Here is a 16,741-nt window from a genome sequence, read left to right as displayed (position 1 = left end):
TGGCCTTGTGCCGGCCTGACAAAGTTTACAGTTTCAATTGCAGGTTTTGATTATCGCACAATGCCCCCGAAAGGAGGGAAAAGCCATGTCAGATCATATCAATACCGGCCAGATAATTATGAATCGCCGCCACCTGCTCTGTCTTGGCAGTGCGGCGGCAACGGCAGCCCTTTTACCGTTTCGCGCCGGTGCGGCTCAGCCCACAATGCTGCCTGCGCAACACGGGCTGGCTGTTTTTGACGACCTGAAATATCCAGCTGGTTTCAGCCATTTTTCCTATATCAATCCGCAGGCGCCAAAGGGCGGAGCATTCCGCTTCAGCGTCAATCAATGGACACTCAATCAGGCGCACGATACTTTCAACACGCTCAATACATTTTCAGCCAATGGCGATGCCCCGCCACGAATGGAATATTGTTTTGATACGCTCATGGTCAGAGCCTTTGATGAACCGGATGCTGTATATGGCCTGCTGGCAGAATCTGTAATGGCTGCTGATCATGGCAAGAGCTATATTTTTACATTGCGGCCACAGGCACGTTTTCATGATGACACGCCGGTCAGTGCCCATGATGCTGCATTCACCTATGAATTACTCAGGCAAAAAGGCCACCCCGCACTGCGGTTGCTGCTGGCACGACTGGAAAAGGCAACCGCGCTTGATGACCAGAAATTACAGCTCACCCTGAAAAGCGATGATGCTGCGCTGAACCGGCGCACAATCGTCAATCTGGCTTTGCTGCCTGTACTCTCCAGAGCCTATTATACAAAAAACAGTTTTGACGATAATAATCTTAATATCCCGCTCGGCTCCGGCGCCTATAGAGTCGGCGCACTTTCTGCCGGTCAGTTTATTGAATATCACCGTGTTAAAAATTATTGGGCTAAAGATCTGAACGTCAATATCGGGCGCAATAATTTCGATATTGTCCGTATTGAGTTTTTCCGCGATGACCAGCCTGCCTTTGAAGCCTTTAAAAAAGGCGATCTGGACTGGCGCATTGAAAATGTCTCCAAGGCCTGGGCGAATGATTATAATTTTGCGGCCGTGCAATCGGGAAAAGTCATTGCCAAACGCTTGCCGGACTGGAAATTCCCGTCCATGCAGGGCTGGGCGCTTAATCAGCGGCGCAGGCATTTTCAGGATCCGCGTGTGCGGGAAGCCATTACGCTCTGCTTTGATTTTGAATGGAGCAACCGCAATCTGTTCAGCAATCTTTATCAGCGGCTGCAATCCAGTTTCAGCAATTCCCCCTTTGAGGCAACAGGCATAGCCGATGCTGCGGAACAGGCTGTGATTGCCCGCCATGCCGCAATCATGGATGAAGAAACACGCAAAGCCTTGCTGGCAGAGCCGGTTATCATGCCGGTTACCGATGGCAGCGGGCGCGATCGCGAGCAATTACGCCGTGCGGCAGATTTGCTGAAACAGGCCGGATTTACCCGCAAGGGACAATGGCTGAGTGATAAAAACGGGCAGATACTCAGCCTGGAAATTCTCAATAATTCAGAAGGGTTTAACCGTATTTATAACCCGATGATCAAAAACCTTAAAGCCATCGGTATCAATGCATCTGTCCGCATGGCAGAAGCTGCAAATTATCAAAAACGGCTGATGGATTTTGATTATGATATGATCAGTTATGCCTCCAGCATGTCTCCCACACCAGACAAGCCAGGCCTGGCACTGATGTATGGATCAGAAAGCGTTAATGTGCCAAGCTCGCAAAATTATACCGGCACCAGCAGCCCTTTGATTGATGCGCTGCTCAATGATATTGATGCGGCGGATAATCGCGCGGATCTGACAGCCGTCATGCGTGTGCTAGACCGGCTGCTGCGCTACCGGCGCGATTGGATCTATTGCTGGGGAAGTGATAAAAAATCAACAGCTTACTGGGACAAGTTTGGCATGAATGCGATGCCCCCTTATGGCGGATATCCTGAATATCTCTGGTGGTTTGATAAAGAGAAAGCCGAGCGCCTTGGTAAATCGTAAATTAATTTTTTATTGTCAATTATTAAAAACCAATAATAAACACACAGGAATATCCATCTGATGGGCGCTTATATTCTCCGACGCCTTGCCTTGATGATCCCGACGATTTTCGGGATCATGGCCATTTCCTTTGCGGTTATCCAGTTTGCACCGGGCGGGCCGGTTGAGCGGGTGATTGCGCAATTGCAGGGGCAGGGCGGCGATGCCATGGACAGGCTTTCAGGCGGGGGTGCTGATGCCGGCAATATATCAATGGATAGCGGCGGCTCCTCAAAATATCGCGGTGCGCAGGGGCTTGATCCTGAATTTATCGCCAGTCTTGAAAAACAGTTCGGTTTTGACAAACCGCCGCTGGAGCGTTTCGGCCTGATGTTGTGGAATTATGCCCGTTTTGACTTTGGCCGCTCCTATTTCCGCGATATTGACGTGCTGGATCTTATCAAGGAAAAACTGCCGGTTTCCATTTCACTTGGCCTGTGGCTCACCCTGATTTCCTATATGATTTCCATTCCGCTTGGTATTGCCAAAGCCGTGCGCGATGGTTCGCGTTTTGATGTCTGGACCAGTGCTGTCATCATCATCGGCTATGCAATTCCGAGTTTTCTCTTTGCGATCATGCTGATTGTGCTTTTTGCCGGCGGTTCTTTTTTTGACTGGTTTCCGTTGCGCGGGCTGACATCGCCCGATTTTGCGCAACTGAGCCTGTGGGGCAAAATAACCGATTATATCTGGCATATGACATTGCCGGTGCTGGCGCTGGTGCTGTCAGCTTTTGCCACAACAACATTGCTCACCAAAAACTCATTTCTGGAAGAAATCCGCAAACAATATGTAACAACCGCACGTGCCAAAGGGCTGACCGAACGGCAGGTGCTTTATGGCCATGTGTTCCGCAATGCAATGCTGATTGTGATTGCCGGTTTTCCCGGTGCCTTCATCTCGGCCTTTTTTACCGGCTCATTATTGATTGAGACCATCTTCTCACTGGATGGGCTTGGTCTTCTTGGCTACCAGTCTGTTCTCAACCGTGATTATCCGGTCGTGTTTGCCAACCTGTTCATTTTCTCGCTGCTCGGACTGCTGGTCAGCCTCCTCTCCGACCTCACTTATACCTGGATTGATCCACGCATTGATTTTGAGCGGAGGGATGTGTGATGAGCGATATCACTGCCGCCTCTCCTGTGCGCGTCAGGCGCCCGTTCCTCTCGCCGCTCAATCAGCGGCGCTGGCGCAATTTCAGGGCCAACCGGCGCGGCTGGTGGTCGATGTGGATTTTCCTGTTTCTGTTTATTACCTCGTTATTTGCCGAGTTTATCGCCAATGACAAACCAATCCTGGTTTCCTACAAGGGCGAAATTCTGATGCCGGTGCTGATTGATTATCCGGAAGAGAAATTTGGCGGTTTCTATGCCGTCACGGATTACCGCGATCCGGTGATTCAGGACGAGATTAACCAGCATGGCTGGGCAATCTGGCCGCCGGTGCGCTATTCCTACCGTACGGTGAATAATGAAATTCCGCAGGCAGCGCCGTCAAAGCCATTCTGGATGATGTCCAGAGAGGAGCGCTGTGCACGCTATCCGCTGGGCGTAAAAGACCAAAATTGTGTACTCGGCAATATAAACTGGCTCGGCACAGATGATCAGGCACGTGATGTTTTTGCCCGTGCGCTCTACGGCTTTCGTATTTCTGTGCTGTTTGGGCTTATCCTTACCGCTTTTTCTGCTGTTATCGGGGTAACAGCCGGTGCGGTGCAGGGTTATTTCGGCGGCTGGGTTGATCTTCTGTTCCAGCGTTTTATCGAAATCTGGTCTTCTATACCGGTGCTTTATTTGTTGCTGATTATTGCCGCTATTCTGCCGCCGGGTTTTTGGGTGCTATTATTTATCATGCTGTTGTTTTCGTGGGTTTCCTTTGTCGGCGTGGTGCGGGCGGAGTTTCTGCGGGCGCGTAATTTTGAATATGTTAATGCTGCACGCGCTCTGGGCGTCAACAACCGCACGATCATGTGGCGGCATCTTCTGCCCAATGCCATGGTGGCAACGCTCACCTTTCTGCCCTTTATTCTCAACGGCTCCATCACCACATTGACTTCGCTGGATTTTCTTGGTTTTGGCCTGCCGCCTGGCTCGGCATCACTTGGTGAAATGCTGGCACAGGGCAAAAACAATCTGCAGGCGCCATGGCTTGGCATCACCGGTTTTATTGTTATTTCGCTGATGCTTTCCCTGCTGATTTTTATCGGCGAGGCTGTGCGCGATGCTTTTGACCCGCGAAAGGCTTTTAAATGACCATGCCACAAAAAGCCGATATGCTGCTGAGCATCCGTGATCTGTCCATTGCCTTTCATCAGGACGGCAAGGAAAAAATCGCCGTTGATCATATCTCTTTTGATATTCATAAAGGCGAGACTGTTGCGCTGGTGGGCGAATCCGGCTCCGGCAAATCCATTTCCGCCTTGTCAGTGCTCAAATTGCTGCCCTATCCGGCTGCCAGCCATCCATCCGGGCAGATCCTCTTTAACGGGGAGGATATGCTGACTGTGTCGGATGACAGGCTGCGCAATATACGCGGCAATGATATTACCATGATTTTTCAGGAGCCGATGACCTCGCTCAATCCGCTGCACACGGTTGAGCGTCAGATTGGCGAAATTCTGCGCCTGCATCAGGGTATGCGGGATACACAGGCGCATATACGCACCATTGAGCTTCTCAATGAAGTGGGCATTCGTGAGCCGGAAAAACGCCTGCAATCCTATCCGCATCAATTATCCGGCGGGCAGCGCCAGCGTGTGATGATTGCCATGGCACTGGCCAATAAGCCGCAATTGCTGATTGCCGATGAGCCGACAACCGCGCTGGATGTGACCGTGCAGGCACAGATTTTGCAACTGCTGGCAGAGCTGAAAAAATCCCGCAAAATGTCAATGCTGTTCATCACCCATGATCTTGGCGTGGTGCGCAAAATTGCCGATCGTGTCTGCGTGATGCATCACGGCAAGATTGTTGAAAGCGGCAATACAGAAGATATTTTTACCAATCCGCAGCATGATTATACCCGCCATCTGCTCAATGCCGAGCCCAAAGGCGAACCACTGCCTGCAACAGAAAATGCACCGCTGGTGATGCGCGGCGAGGATATCAAAGTCTGGTTTCCGATCAAAAAAGGCTTTCTGCGCAAGACGGTTGATTATGTAAAAGCCGTGGATGGCATCAATGTGGAGCTGCGTGCCGGCCAAACCCTTGGCGTGGTCGGCGAATCCGGCTCGGGCAAGACCACGCTGGGCTTAGCTCTGTCGCGTATGATTTCCTCACAAGGCAGCATCCTTTTTGAAGACCGTAATATTGACGGGTTTTCTTATCACGATATGCGCCCGCTGCGCCGTGAAATGCAGATTGTGTTTCAGGATCCGTTCGGCTCGCTAAGCCCGCGCATGTCGGTGGCTGAAATTATTGCCGAAGGGCTCCTTGTGCATGAGCCTAAGCTTTCAGCTGATGAGCGTGATGCCAAGGTTGTTGCGGCTCTGCAGGAAGTTAACCTTGATCCGGAAAGCCGTTTTCGCTATCCGCATGAATTTTCCGGCGGTCAGCGCCAACGTATCGCCATTGCCCGCGCCATGGTGCTTAATCCGCGCTTTGTCATGCTGGATGAGCCGACCTCCGCACTGGATATGAGCGTGCAGGCACAGGTGGTGGAATTGCTGCGCAATTTACAGAAAAAACATCAATTAAGCTATCTTTTCATCAGCCACGACTTGCGCGTTGTCAAAGCACTTGCCAATCATGTTCTTGTGATGCGTAACGGCAAGGCCGTGGAATATGGTTCGGCGCAACAGATTTTTGAAGCACCGCAAACAGATTATACGCGCGCATTGATGGCGGCTGCTTTCCGTCTGGAAACAGCCGAGAGGGGAGTGGTAAATCAATGAATGCACCAAAACGCAAAGGAAAAATCTATTTTGCCGTCACCGGCTGGGATCCGGATATCTGGTTCAAGGCCTTTGCAAAACACGCGCCGGATCGTGAAATTATTACGCATGTCAAAGCGGGCGATGAACCCCTTGTTGATTATGCGCTGGTCTGGAAACAAAAACGCGGCTCACTGGCCAATCTGCCCAATCTCAAGGTTATTTTTTCGCTTGGCGCCGGTGTGGATCACGTTTTCCAGGATGATCTGGTTCCGGATGTGCCGATTGTGCGCACCATCTCGCCTGATCTGACCATGCGAATGACCGAATATGTGGTGTGGCAGGTGCTCGATCACCACCGCCTCGGCAGCCAATACCGCGCCCAGCAGCTTAAAAAAATCTGGCGGGAGGATCGCCGCCAGCCTGCTGCCAATGAGGTCAATGTCGGGATTATGGGCTTGGGCGTTTTGGGCCGCGATGCTGCGGAAAAACTGAAATCTTTTGGCTTTAATGTCAGCGGCTGGAGCCGCCGCCCGCAGGATGTCGCCGGTGTCCAGACCTATCACGGCAAAGACGGCCTGACTGAATTCCTCAAACATGCCGATATTCTGGTCTGCCTGTTACCGCTGACACCGGAGACCAAAGGCATTCTCTCCATGTCTGTTTTTGGTTTAATGAAGGAAAACGGGCCGCTTGGTGCGCCGGTTCTGATCAATGCAGGGCGCGGCGGCTTGCAAAATGAGGCTGATATTCTGGTAGCACTGGAGCGCGGCCAGCTTTCCGCAGCCTCTTTGGATGTGTTTGAGACAGAACCCTTGCCGGAAACAAGCCCGCTCTGGAGCCATCCGAAAGTTATGATAACACCGCATGCGGCAGCCAGTTCATCGGCCAATGCGCTGGTACCGGAAATTATTAAAATGATCACGGATTATGAACGCAACGGCACACTCACCAATCTTGTTGACCGTGACAAACAATATTAACTTGCTTCAGGGAGCCGGAGATTCCGGCTCTTTTCCTTTAAAACAGCAAGGCGCATTGCTTACTTTTTACAGGCATCATGCATTCACGCCGATGCCTTCAATCTCCACATAATAGCGGTTTTACGCATTATAGCCCACTATAATCCACGAAAAACCGGTGGGCAAAACCGGCGGGCAAAACCGTTTCACAGTTTTGGCCTGTGAATGCCCTGCCCTGCCCGCTTTTTATAGTGCATGATTTCAAACCGCGCTCCAAGCGCATCATAAAGCAGCAAGCGCCCCAAAAGCGGCTCCCCGATACCGGTGATCAGCTTGATCACTTCCATAGCCTGCAAGGAGCCGAGAATCGCCGGCAATGCGCCGATCACACCGGCTTCAGCGCAGGACGGAATCATTCCCTCAGGCGGCATTTGCGGGAAAAGATCGCGATAACAGGGATAAGGATTACCTTCAGAATCACTTTCATAAGGTTTGAGCACTGTCAGAGAGCCGTCAAAGCGCCCCATGGCTGCGGTAACCAGCGCCTTTTTCAGCAATGCCGCATGGTCAGCCACCAAATAGCGGGTGGTAAAATTATCCGTGCCATCGACAATAATATCATAGTCAGAAAACAGATCAGTCACATTATCGGGGGTCAATCGCAATGTGTGACAAGATATTTTGATATGCGGATTGATACGGGCTAAGGTTGCCGCAGCACTCTCGGTTTTATTCTCGCCAATACTGTTGGTGCTGTGAACAATCTGACGCTGCAGATTGGAAAGCGTAACCATATCATCATCAGCAATACCAAGATGACCAACACCGGCGGCGGCAAGATACAGCAATGCAGGGCTGCCAAGCCCCCCTGCCCCGACCACAAGAACACGCGCATTTTTAAGCTTCTGCTGCCCTGCCCCGCCAATTTCCGGCAGAACAATATGGCGCGCATAACGCTCAATTTCCAGTTCCGAAAAAGGCTCGCCGGGTGTTCGCATAAATCAAGCTTAACGCAGAAACTGTGCTTTTTCAAATATCATAAGGAGTAAGCGATGCCGCGCTGACATTGAAAAACTGCGCCTCGCCTTTAAGATCGCGGAATAAGGCGCGGTCTGTTCCGGTCATGAAGGCCTGCGCCCCCAGATCATCAATAATATCAAATAAAGCAGCACGTCTTCCCTCATCAAGATGAGCGGCAATTTCATCCAGAAGCAGCACCGGCGCCATGCCGGATAACCCTGCTGTCAGCCGTGCATGGGCAAGCACCAGCCCGATCAACAGCGCCTTTTGCTCGCCTGTGGAACATAAGGCCGCCTGCATGCCCTTGGGGCGGTGATGCACCACCATATCCGTGCGGTGCGGGCCATCCAATGTGCGCCCTGCCGCACGGTCCCGCCCGCGCATATCCCGTAAAATACGGCGGAAATTCTCTTCCAGATCCAATGCCGCCTCCAGCCGGATACGGCCTTCCAGCTCACCTTCCAGAAAACAATCCGCTTTGGGAAACGGGCTGTCATCAGGCATTTGCTCAATCATGCCGGCAATCAGGCTCATCAGCTCGGCGCGGGCTGCGGCAATGGCTGTGCCAAGCCCGGCCATTTGCGCCTCAATCGCATCAAGCCATTGTGTGTCACTATTATAATCAGACAACAAACGGTTGCGGCTGCGCATTGCCTTTTCATAATCCAGAACCCGCTTGCCATGGCCGACATCAATCGCCAGTACCATGCGATCAAGGAAACGGCGGCGGTCACTGCCCGATCCGGTAAAAAGCCCGTCCATCGCCGGAATGAGCCAGATGATGCGGGAATAATCAAGCAATTGATCAGCACTGGCAGGCGCACCATTAATGCGGATTTTTCGCCCCGTCTCGCCATTGGTGCCTGCCAGTCCGGTGCCGATCTCAACCTCGCCGTAAGAATCCGATTCCAGCAATGCGTGAATGGCAAAACCATCCTGCGCGCCGCTGCGGCTGACATCGGCATAAGAAGCGCGGCGCATACCCCGCCCGGGCGACAGAAAAGACACTGCTTCCAGAAGATTGGTTTTTCCTGCGCCATTTTCGCCGGTTAACACCACATGCCCGCCGCTCAATGTCAGCGAAAGGCTTGCATAATTGCGAAAATGCGCAAGCCGCAGACGACGGAAACTAACCCGCTCGCTGCGACCTGGTAATGCTGCATCAATGTTTATATCTTTATTCACCCGTGCACTTATACACGCATTGGCATGAGAACATAGATAAGATGTTCATCACCTTCATCCCGTACCAGCATCGGCGAACCGGCATCAGCCAGCATAAATACCGCCTCCTTGCCGGAAAGCTGCGATGTGATATCAAGCAGATATTTTGAGTTAAAACCGATTTCCATCGGCTCGCTGTCATATTCAGCCGGCACTTCATCGGTTGCGGAGCCGGAATCAGGATTATTAACAGTCAGTGTCAAAAGACCATCGGAAATGCTAAGCTTAACAGCGCGCCCTTTTTCACTGGAAATGGTCGATACACGATCAACAGAAGCCGCAAAATTCTGACGATCAATAACCAGCCTGCGATCATTACCGGTTGGTATAACCCGCTTATATTCCGGGAAAGTGCCATCAATCAGCTTGGATGTGAGAACCACCGTGCCGACTGTGAAGCGGATTTTTACATCCGATACCTCAATCGTTACCTGCATATCCGGCACATCAACCAGTTTTTGCAATTCAGCCACGGTTTTGCGCGGAATGATAATGGCCGGCATGCCCTCCGCACCGCTTGGCGCCTCCATTGCCGCACGCGCCAGACGATGCCCGTCTGTGGCAACGGCACGCAGTTCAAGGCGGCCTTCATCCTCACCGGCATAAAGGTGAATACCATTGAGATAATAACGGGTTTCTTCCGTAGAGATTGCAAAATTGGTGCGGTCGATCAGGCGCTTGAGCGCACTCGCATCCATCCGGAATGTATGAGTGAAGCTGCCCGCTGTCAGCTCAGGAAAATCTGATTGCGGCAGGCATTGCAGCCGGAAAGATGAGCGGCCGGAAACCACCGACATAGCCGTACCGTCTTCATTATTGGCCAGCATCACTTCCGCACCATCCGGAAGCTTGCGCACAATATCATAAAGCAGATGCGCCGGAACTGTGGTGGCGCCTGCCACATCAATGGCAGCATCGGTCGATTCGGTCACTTCAAGATCAAGATCGGTCGCCTTGAGCTTCAGAACACCATCTTCGCCCTGCAACAGCACATTGGAGAGAATCGGAATCGTGTTGCGGCGTTCAACCACCCGATGCACATGGTTGAGAGATTTAAGAAGATTGGATCGTTCAATGGTTACGCGCATGATGAACAGAACTCGCTAATATCTGTCCGGCAACAAAAACCGTACCGGAGATCACGGCGCGACAAGCGCCTGTTTAGGCCAGTAAATTGACAGAATTTCCGGTTGTTTTGCAAGTCCGCAGAACAACGCATGGTATATTCTTCCGCATATTCCTGCCGCAAACAGCTGTTTTTCGCTGCTCTTGCACAAATCCGGCAGGGCAAAAAGCCTGTACCGCGTATAAAATGCGGCACAGAATCAATTTATCAGCAGCAAATTATGCAGATTGCTCATTGATCAGGCGCTTGAGCAATTCCAGCTCCTGCGCCAGTTTGGCATCCGCACCGACCAGATCCTCGATCTTGCGCACAGCATGAAGAACCGTGGTGTGGTCGCGTCCGCCAAAACGGCGGCCAATTTCCGGCAGGGAGCGGGGCGTGAGCATTTTTGCCAGATACATGGCAACCTGACGCGGTTTTACAATTGTGCGGGTGCGGCGGTTAGACAGCAGATCCTGCTTTGAGACATTGTAATGGCGGGCAACAATGCGCTGAATTTCTTCAATACGAATACGCTTCGGCTCACCGGCACGGGTCAAGTGCCCCAGCAATTCATCAACGCGGTCGATGGAGAGATTAGGCTCAAAGGACTGGCGGAACAGAAGCTGGTTAAACGCCCCTTCCAGCTCACGACCGGAGCCGGTGACAGTGCGCGCCACATGGGCAAGAATCTCATCGGCAATTTCAATGCTGCGTTCTTCTGCCTGCGCCGCCGCCAGCCGGCGCCGGAGCATTTCCAGACGCATTTCATAATCCGGCGCCGCCATTTCCAGCGCCACGCCACCCTGCAGGCGTGAACGCACCCGCACATCCAGTGATTCCAGCTCGGATGGCGCACGGTCTGCCGCCACAACAACTTGTTTGGCGCTGTCGAGCAACATATTGATCAGATGGCAGAACTCATGCTGAATAGACTTGCCCTGCAGGAACTGCATATCATCAATGATAAGAAGGTCGATATCGCGCAATTGTTCCTTGAAAGACAAAGCATTATTATCGCGGATTGCGGTTGCAAAACGCCACATGAAATATTCCGCCGTCAGATAAACAACACGGGGCTTATCCGGGCGTTGCAGGGCGCTGGCGGCAATCGCCTGTAAAAGATGCGTTTTGCCAAGGCCGACAGCAGCATGAATGAAGAGCGGGTTGAAGCGCACTGCACTTGAGCCTGCTTCAGCAATTGTGCGTGCCGCGGCAAGCGCCACACGGTTTGATGCACCATCAACAAAACTGTCAAATGTATAGCGCGGATCAAGCGGGGAACCAAGCACGGCGCCTGCGGCCGCGCCTTGTGCTGCGGCCTCAACCTGGCTGGTGCGCTTTTCTGCAGAGAAGCTTTGCCCCACGGGGAAAACCGGCTTTTCACGCGGCTGTGCTGCAATTTGCGGAACTTCCGGCGCAGCATCAGCAACCGGTGCTACCGGACGGGCCGCACGGCTCATGCCGCGCACAACCACCTCAACCTTGAGGATCTGCGGATTTTCCTCCTGCCAGAGCATTGTCAGCATTTCCGCATAATGATTATTGATCCATGAGCGCAAAAATGCTGTGGGCACAGAAAAACGTACAACGCTCTTGGAGACTTCATCCAGCTTCAGACGTCCAAACCATGAAGAGAATATCTCACTGCCGACACGTGCTTTTAACTTGCTCAGCAAACGTTCAAAAGCCTCATCAGGAGAAGCGGTTGTTAGGGTCATATTCTCTTTCTCACTCATAAATTGCGGCGCTGACAAATCCTGAACCTGTGCATTCCGGCTGATTGGCGCAACCGACTGACCGGTTTCGCTCATCACGTCCAGTTTAGCCTTATTCCTTGCAATCATTTTCGCCTCACATATCGGTTCAGTTTCTGTTTCAGCCGGATTATCGCATCCGCGCCGCCGCATCTTTTGATTGATGCCTGTTGCCAGCAGGCTGTCCGGTTTTGCGGATTCCTGCTCTCATTATTTCTCAAGTCAGAATTTTCTGATTTCTCAAGCCAGACTTTCTGATTTCTCAAGCCAGAATTGCCTGATTGTTCAAATCAAAATTCCCGGATCAGATGATGTCCTGTTCGCTGTTGCCGGTCTGCCTGCAGTTCTGATCCTGCTACAAGCGACTCATATTGCCATTCCCCTATGCTGATTGCCCGTATTCATCCATTCAACAACCTCTGTTTCAATCTGCATCGCCGCAAAACTTTATTCAGGTTAATGCCCGGTAAATTTCCGTTCAGGCGGCTGCCGGCCTGTGGCACAACAGCCCTCATCATTTGCGCATGCGCAGAACAATTCCCCTTTCAGCCCCCCCGCAGTGCAAATTCGTCAAGGCGCATAAATATACGTTCACAGAACAAAAATTCTGCGTCACAACGCTTCACACACCATGAAATTATAACCGGACGCTGACGGACCTATGCCGGTAGTCCAGGGCACTGACCAGCTAACATTAGCGAAACTTCCGCCTCTAGGGCAAGACCACCATTAACGGATTTTTAATCATTTGGTTTACCTCTCGATACGCAGAATTACACTTACACAGGGCTTGAAATTAATAAGACCTTTGGATTCAATATCTTTTTATCGGAGCAATTATTAACCCTTCCAGAATCTGCAGGGCTAAAAAAAATAATAATATTTCACTTGACTCAAATAATGCAGGCACAATCCCCAGACTCAGAACAGAACTGTGCATAAAGGCGGGCAAACCTTATAAAATCAGTTGCAAATATAAGAATCCAAACTGCACAAATTTCCCATAAACACGCAGAGATTCCCTAAAATCAACCGGCGATTCTTTGCGGTCTTATCCTGCACGATGCATAAATATTTCTGTTTCAAAATATCGGCTTACATAAAATTAGAATATAGCAATCAGGTATAAAAAAACCCGGTATAAACCGGGTTTTTGTTTTATCAGAAGAATGCAGCTTTTCATAAAAGCGGTGAAAAGCTCCGGATGCCTTATCAGGCACCCATAGCCTTAAGGCGTGCAGCCAGACGCGATACTTTGCGTGAAGCTGTGTTTTTGTGAACAACGCCCTTGGAAGCGGCGCGCATCAATTCAGGTTCAGCCACCTTGAATGCAGCCTGCGCAGCAGCTTTATCACCAAGTGCCACAGCATCTTCAAACTTGCGAACAAAGGTGCGAACGCGTGAACGACGGGACTTGTTGACCGCGGTGCGGGCTTCGATTTTACGAACCGCCTTCTTGGCCGAAGGTGTATTGGCCATAAATGCCTCTCTTTTTCTGTCAGCTTTCCAGCGGGCTTTTCAGCATCGATATTACATCGAAGGGCAGGCCACCGGGCAAAAATCTATACGGACGGCCCGAAAGCCGTCTCACTGTTGCGCGCTTATAGATCAGCTTGTCCGTCTCGTCAATGTGGATTCTCATACTCCCCGCCCCCGAATCCGGCAAAAGACGGTTTTAAAAGCCATTCTGGCAGCCACAGCCTGCCCCACAGGCAAAAGCTGCCTATTTCTATCCGACTCACAAGCATTTTTAGCGGTTTGAAAAAGACGGACTCCTCTTCTCGACAAAAGCGGCCATGCCTTCTTTCTGATCTTCTGTTGCAAATAATGCGTGGAAGGAGCGGCGCTCATATTTCAACCCCTCCTGCAACACCGTTTCAAAAGCGCAATTCACTGATTCTTTGGCCATGAATACAGAAAGCCGCGAGAAAGAGGCGATGCGCTCAGCTGCTTTCAACGCCTCTTCCAGCAAGGCATCCGGAGCCACAATCCTTGAGACCAGCCCGCAACGCTCAGCCTCCTGCGCATCCATCATTCGTCCCGTCAGCACCATATCCATCGCCTTGGCCTTGCCGATATAGCGGGCAAGGCGCTGGGTACCGCCCATTCCCGGAATAATGCCAAGGGTAATTTCAGGCTGCCCGAATCTGGCCGTTTCTGAAGCAATGATAAAATCACACATCATTGCCAATTCGCAGCCTCCCCCCAGCGTATAACCGCTGACAGCCGCAATGACCGGCTTGCGAATGGCATTAATCCCCTCCCAATCTTTCAGAAAGTCGCCGCCATAGGCATCTGCAAATCCAAGATTTTGCATTTCCTTAATATCAGCGCCTGCAGCAAAGGCTTTTTCCGAACCGGTTATGACAATCGCTCCGATGGCATTATCCCGATCAAAAGCCTGCAGCGCCTGTGTCAGTTCTGTAATCAGCTGCGTATTAAGCGCATTCAGCGCCTGCGGACGGTTCAGCCGCACCAATCCGACCTGCCCGCGCGTTTCAGCAAGAATCGTTTCATATGCCATCCGTTTGCTCCTCTGTGCGGCATTCTTCATCAAATACCGCTTTTACTGTTTTATTTTACGAAAATGCCTCTAAACCGCGCCGGCTTCTAAAAACTGGCGTCCGGGCTGCAACAGGCGCTGCAATAAAAGGTTGAGCGCCCGTTTTGCACAATACGCCCGATAACCGCGCCGCAGCGCCGGCATGGCTCTCCCTCACGGTCATAGACCGCAAAATTATGCTGAAAATAACCCAGTGAACCATCTGCCTGCCTATGATCTCGCAGGCTTGAGCCACCCGCAGCAATCGCCTCGGCAATCACCTGCCGGATTGATACCGCCAGCAATTCAGCCAGTTGCGCATTATCGGCAATCGCCCCTGCTGGCTGCAAGGGCGACAGGCCGCATCGCCACAAGGCCTCACACACATAGATATTACCAAGACCGGCTATAAGGCGCTGATCCAGCAATGCGGCCTTGAGAGTGACCTTTTTGTTTTTAAACAATTGCGCAAGCACCGGCCCCGAAAGATCATTGCCCGTTGGCTCAATGCCAAGCCCTTTTAACGAGGGATGTCCGGCCAGTTGCCCACTTTCTGCCAGCAATAAAAACCCGAAACGGCGCGGATCATTATAAATTACCTGCCGTGCGCCATCATGTCTTGTTGCAAGATGAAAGACCACATGGTCATGAGCCGCCTTTCGGGCCGGCATATTATGCCGTGTTTCCTCCGGACTTCCGGCAGGCAACGGCATATCAGCCTCAATACGATAGGAGCCGGACATGCCAAGATGGCTGATCAAACTTGCTCCGTCGTCAAATTCAATCAGCAGATATTTTGCACGCCGCCCCAGAGAGATAATCCGGCGCCCCTGCAGGCGCTCTGCCAGATTTTCAGGAAAAGGAAACCGCAGATCGGGCCGGTTGAGCACCAGTTTCTCCACCTTCGCGCCTTCCATAACCGGTTGCAACCCGCGGCGAACCGTTTCCACCTCCGGCAATTCAGGCATGATGCCCCCCACCCAGAAAACTTTGCCCCGCAAGGGCATTTTCATAGCCAAGATAGGCAGCAACGGATTTGCCAATATCGGCAAAACTATCGCGTATGCCGATTGTTCCCGCCCCCGCACCGGCAATCAGCACCGGCACGCATTCACGCGTGTGATCTGAACCCGGCCATGCAGGATCACACCCATGATCAGCGGTGAGAATCAGCAAATCACCCTGCTGCATTTTTGCCCTTAATTCCGGCAGGCGCCGGTCAAACGCCTCCAGTGCCGCGCCATAGCCGGCACTGTCACGCCGATGGCCATAAAGACTATCAAAATCAACCAGATTCGTAAAAATCAAATCACCGTCCTGCGCCTTATCCATTGCCGCAAGCGTGGCATCCACCAGCGCCTCATTGCCATGTGCTTTCAAGGCATGGGTAATACCAGATCCGGCAAAAATATCACTTATCTTGCCCACCGCGTAGGTTTTGCGCCCGGCTGCCTCAACCACATTCAGCAATGTGGGGCGCGGCGGGGGAACGGCATAATCGCGCCGGTTACCGGTGCGTTCAAAATTTGCTGCATTCTCTCCGATAAAAGGGCGCGCAATCACGCGGCCAATATTTAAGGGATCAACCAGAATACGGATTTTGGTGCACAGATCATAAAGCCGCTGCAGCCCGAAATAGGTCTCATGGGCAGCAATCTGGATGACGGAATCAGCAGATGTGTAAATCACCGGCTTGCCACTGCGAATATGCTCCTCGCCCAGTTGCGCAATGATCTCAGTTCCCGATGCGTGGCAATTGCCAAGAATACCCGCAAGATTTCCCGCGGCAATAATCGCATCTGTCAGGGCGGGGGAAAAGGCCGGTCTTGTTTTGGGAAAATAGCCCCAGTCAAACGGCACCGGCAAACCGGCAATCTCCCAATGGCCGGAAGGTGTATCCTTGCCTCTGGAGATTTCACGCGCTGCCCCCCACAGCCCTGTTACCGGCTCTCTGGCCGGCAAGCCGGCAGGCATATGCCCTGTCACCGCCTGCGCCGCCTGCCCCAGCCCCAGCGCCATCATATGCGGCACAGCCAGAATGCTGTTGCGGGCAAGGCAGTCTCTTGCAATTGTTGCAAGTGTATTTGCACCCTCATCCCCGAAATCCGCCGCATCGGCTGCGCCGCCAATACCGAAAGAATCGAGTATAATGAGTATAACACGGCGCATCTCAATACCTTTTAAGCTCTCTGTCCATCCTATTGCATAAAGACTTATCATAA

At 51.9% G+C, this 16,741-nt stretch carries 12 protein-coding genes and 1 pseudogene; 5 read left to right on the top strand and 8 right to left on the bottom strand.

Translation table 11 applies throughout. The features are described 5' to 3' along the window. Nucleotides 1-85: 85 nt before the first annotated feature. Genes ACSTTO_RS10165 through ACSTTO_RS10145 form a run of 5 tightly spaced genes read left to right on the top strand, consistent with a single transcriptional unit; the run spans nucleotide 86 to nucleotide 6,892 of the window. Complete coding sequence (locus ACSTTO_RS10165; protein WP_439273079.1) at nucleotides 86-1,999, top strand: extracellular solute-binding protein; 1,914 nt, start codon at nucleotides 86-88, stop codon at nucleotides 1,997-1,999. Nucleotides 2,000-2,059: 60 nt separating this feature from the next. Next, nucleotides 2,060-3,154, top strand: coding sequence for a microcin C ABC transporter permease YejB (locus ACSTTO_RS10160; RefSeq protein WP_439273078.1), 1,095 nt, complete (start codon nucleotides 2,060-2,062; stop codon nucleotides 3,152-3,154). Then, nucleotides 3,154-4,290 carry an ABC transporter permease gene (locus ACSTTO_RS10155; RefSeq protein WP_439273077.1) on the top strand — a complete coding sequence of 379 codons (1,137 nt, stop codon included), beginning with the start codon at nucleotides 3,154-3,156 and terminating at the stop codon, nucleotides 4,288-4,290. Before ACSTTO_RS10160 ends, ACSTTO_RS10155 begins: the two co-directional genes overlap by 1 nt. After that, nucleotides 4,287-5,930, top strand: a complete 1,644-nt coding sequence (locus ACSTTO_RS10150; RefSeq protein WP_439273076.1) for an ABC transporter ATP-binding protein — start codon at nucleotides 4,287-4,289, stop codon at nucleotides 5,928-5,930. Before ACSTTO_RS10155 ends, ACSTTO_RS10150 begins: the two co-directional genes overlap by 4 nt. Beyond that, the gene (locus tag ACSTTO_RS10145; RefSeq protein WP_439273075.1) at nucleotides 5,927-6,892 is read left to right on the top strand and encodes a 2-hydroxyacid dehydrogenase; all 966 of its coding nucleotides are present in this window, start codon (nucleotides 5,927-5,929) and stop codon (nucleotides 6,890-6,892) included. Before ACSTTO_RS10150 ends, ACSTTO_RS10145 begins: the two co-directional genes overlap by 4 nt. Nucleotides 6,893-7,077: 185 nt before the next feature. On the opposite strand, the gene ACSTTO_RS10140 is transcribed toward ACSTTO_RS10145, so the two are convergent. The 8 genes and pseudogenes from ACSTTO_RS10140 to ACSTTO_RS10105 all read right to left on the bottom strand — a co-directional run bounded on the left by ACSTTO_RS10140 (nucleotide 7,078) and on the right by ACSTTO_RS10105 (nucleotide 16,688). After that, nucleotides 7,078-7,869: a molybdopterin-synthase adenylyltransferase MoeB gene (locus ACSTTO_RS10140; protein WP_439273074.1), complete on the bottom strand. Its 792-nt coding sequence runs from the start codon at nucleotides 7,867-7,869 to the stop codon at nucleotides 7,078-7,080. A 31-nt stretch (nucleotides 7,870-7,900) separates the two neighbouring features. Then, the gene (gene recF / locus ACSTTO_RS10135; RefSeq protein WP_439273270.1) at nucleotides 7,901-9,064 is read right to left on the bottom strand and encodes a DNA replication/repair protein RecF; all 1,164 of its coding nucleotides are present in this window, start codon (nucleotides 9,062-9,064) and stop codon (nucleotides 7,901-7,903) included. A gap of 20 nt (nucleotides 9,065-9,084) precedes the next feature. After that, complete coding sequence (gene dnaN, locus ACSTTO_RS10130) at nucleotides 9,085-10,203, bottom strand: DNA polymerase III subunit beta (protein ID WP_439273073.1); 1,119 nt, start codon at nucleotides 10,201-10,203, stop codon at nucleotides 9,085-9,087. Nucleotides 10,204-10,459: 256 nt separating this feature from the next. Then, nucleotides 10,460-11,920, bottom strand: a pseudogene (gene dnaA / locus ACSTTO_RS10125) (chromosomal replication initiator protein DnaA); the annotation flags it as partial. 1,269 nt (nucleotides 11,921-13,189) lie between these two features. Further along, nucleotides 13,190-13,456, bottom strand: a complete 267-nt coding sequence (gene rpsT / locus ACSTTO_RS10120) for a 30S ribosomal protein S20 (RefSeq protein WP_439273072.1) — start codon at nucleotides 13,454-13,456, stop codon at nucleotides 13,190-13,192. Nucleotides 13,457-13,727: 271 nt separating this feature from the next. Next, nucleotides 13,728-14,501, bottom strand: coding sequence for an enoyl-CoA hydratase (locus ACSTTO_RS10115; protein ID WP_439273071.1), 774 nt, complete (start codon nucleotides 14,499-14,501; stop codon nucleotides 13,728-13,730). Nucleotides 14,502-14,587: 86 nt separating this feature from the next. Next, nucleotides 14,588-15,487 carry a bifunctional DNA-formamidopyrimidine glycosylase/DNA-(apurinic or apyrimidinic site) lyase gene (gene mutM / locus ACSTTO_RS10110; protein ID WP_439273070.1) on the bottom strand — a complete coding sequence of 300 codons (900 nt, stop codon included), beginning with the start codon at nucleotides 15,485-15,487 and terminating at the stop codon, nucleotides 14,588-14,590. Next, nucleotides 15,480-16,688 carry a phosphopentomutase gene (locus tag ACSTTO_RS10105; RefSeq protein WP_439273069.1) on the bottom strand — a complete coding sequence of 403 codons (1,209 nt, stop codon included), beginning with the start codon at nucleotides 16,686-16,688 and terminating at the stop codon, nucleotides 15,480-15,482. Before ACSTTO_RS10105 ends, mutM begins: the two co-directional genes overlap by 8 nt. Nucleotides 16,689-16,741: the final 53 nt, after the last annotated feature.

It is taken from the genome of Pseudochrobactrum albidum, assembly GCF_051851455.1.
In the GTDB taxonomy this organism is placed as follows: Bacteria; Pseudomonadota; Alphaproteobacteria; order Rhizobiales; family Rhizobiaceae; genus Pseudochrobactrum.
The sequence above is the reverse complement of the archived record's forward strand: the minus strand, read 5'-3'. Positions and strand labels throughout refer to the sequence as shown.

What these genes read in the sequence shown, in the direction of transcription:
- mutM (WP_439273070.1), bottom strand. Translation starts at nt 15,487, where the DNA reads ATGCCTGAATTGCCGGAGGTGGAAACGGTTCGCCGCGGGTTGCAACCG.
- ACSTTO_RS10150 (WP_439273076.1), top strand. Translation starts at nt 4,287, where the DNA reads ATGACCATGCCACAAAAAGCCGATATGCTGCTGAGCATCCGTGATCTG.
- ACSTTO_RS10145 (WP_439273075.1), top strand. Translation starts at nt 5,927, where the DNA reads ATGAATGCACCAAAACGCAAAGGAAAAATCTATTTTGCCGTCACCGGC.
- rpsT (WP_439273072.1), bottom strand. Translation starts at nt 13,456, where the DNA reads ATGGCCAATACACCTTCGGCCAAGAAGGCGGTTCGTAAAATCGAAGCC.
- ACSTTO_RS10140 (WP_439273074.1), bottom strand. Translation starts at nt 7,869, where the DNA reads ATGCGAACACCCGGCGAGCCTTTTTCGGAACTGGAAATTGAGCGTTAT.
- ACSTTO_RS10105 (WP_439273069.1), bottom strand. Translation starts at nt 16,688, where the DNA reads ATGCGCCGTGTTATACTCATTATACTCGATTCTTTCGGTATTGGCGGC.
- ACSTTO_RS10165 (WP_439273079.1), top strand. Translation starts at nt 86, where the DNA reads ATGTCAGATCATATCAATACCGGCCAGATAATTATGAATCGCCGCCAC.
- ACSTTO_RS10160 (WP_439273078.1), top strand. Translation starts at nt 2,060, where the DNA reads ATGGGCGCTTATATTCTCCGACGCCTTGCCTTGATGATCCCGACGATT.
- dnaN (WP_439273073.1), bottom strand. Translation starts at nt 10,203, where the DNA reads ATGCGCGTAACCATTGAACGATCCAATCTTCTTAAATCTCTCAACCAT.
- ACSTTO_RS10115 (WP_439273071.1), bottom strand. Translation starts at nt 14,501, where the DNA reads ATGGCATATGAAACGATTCTTGCTGAAACGCGCGGGCAGGTCGGATTG.
- ACSTTO_RS10155 (WP_439273077.1), top strand. Translation starts at nt 3,154, where the DNA reads ATGAGCGATATCACTGCCGCCTCTCCTGTGCGCGTCAGGCGCCCGTTC.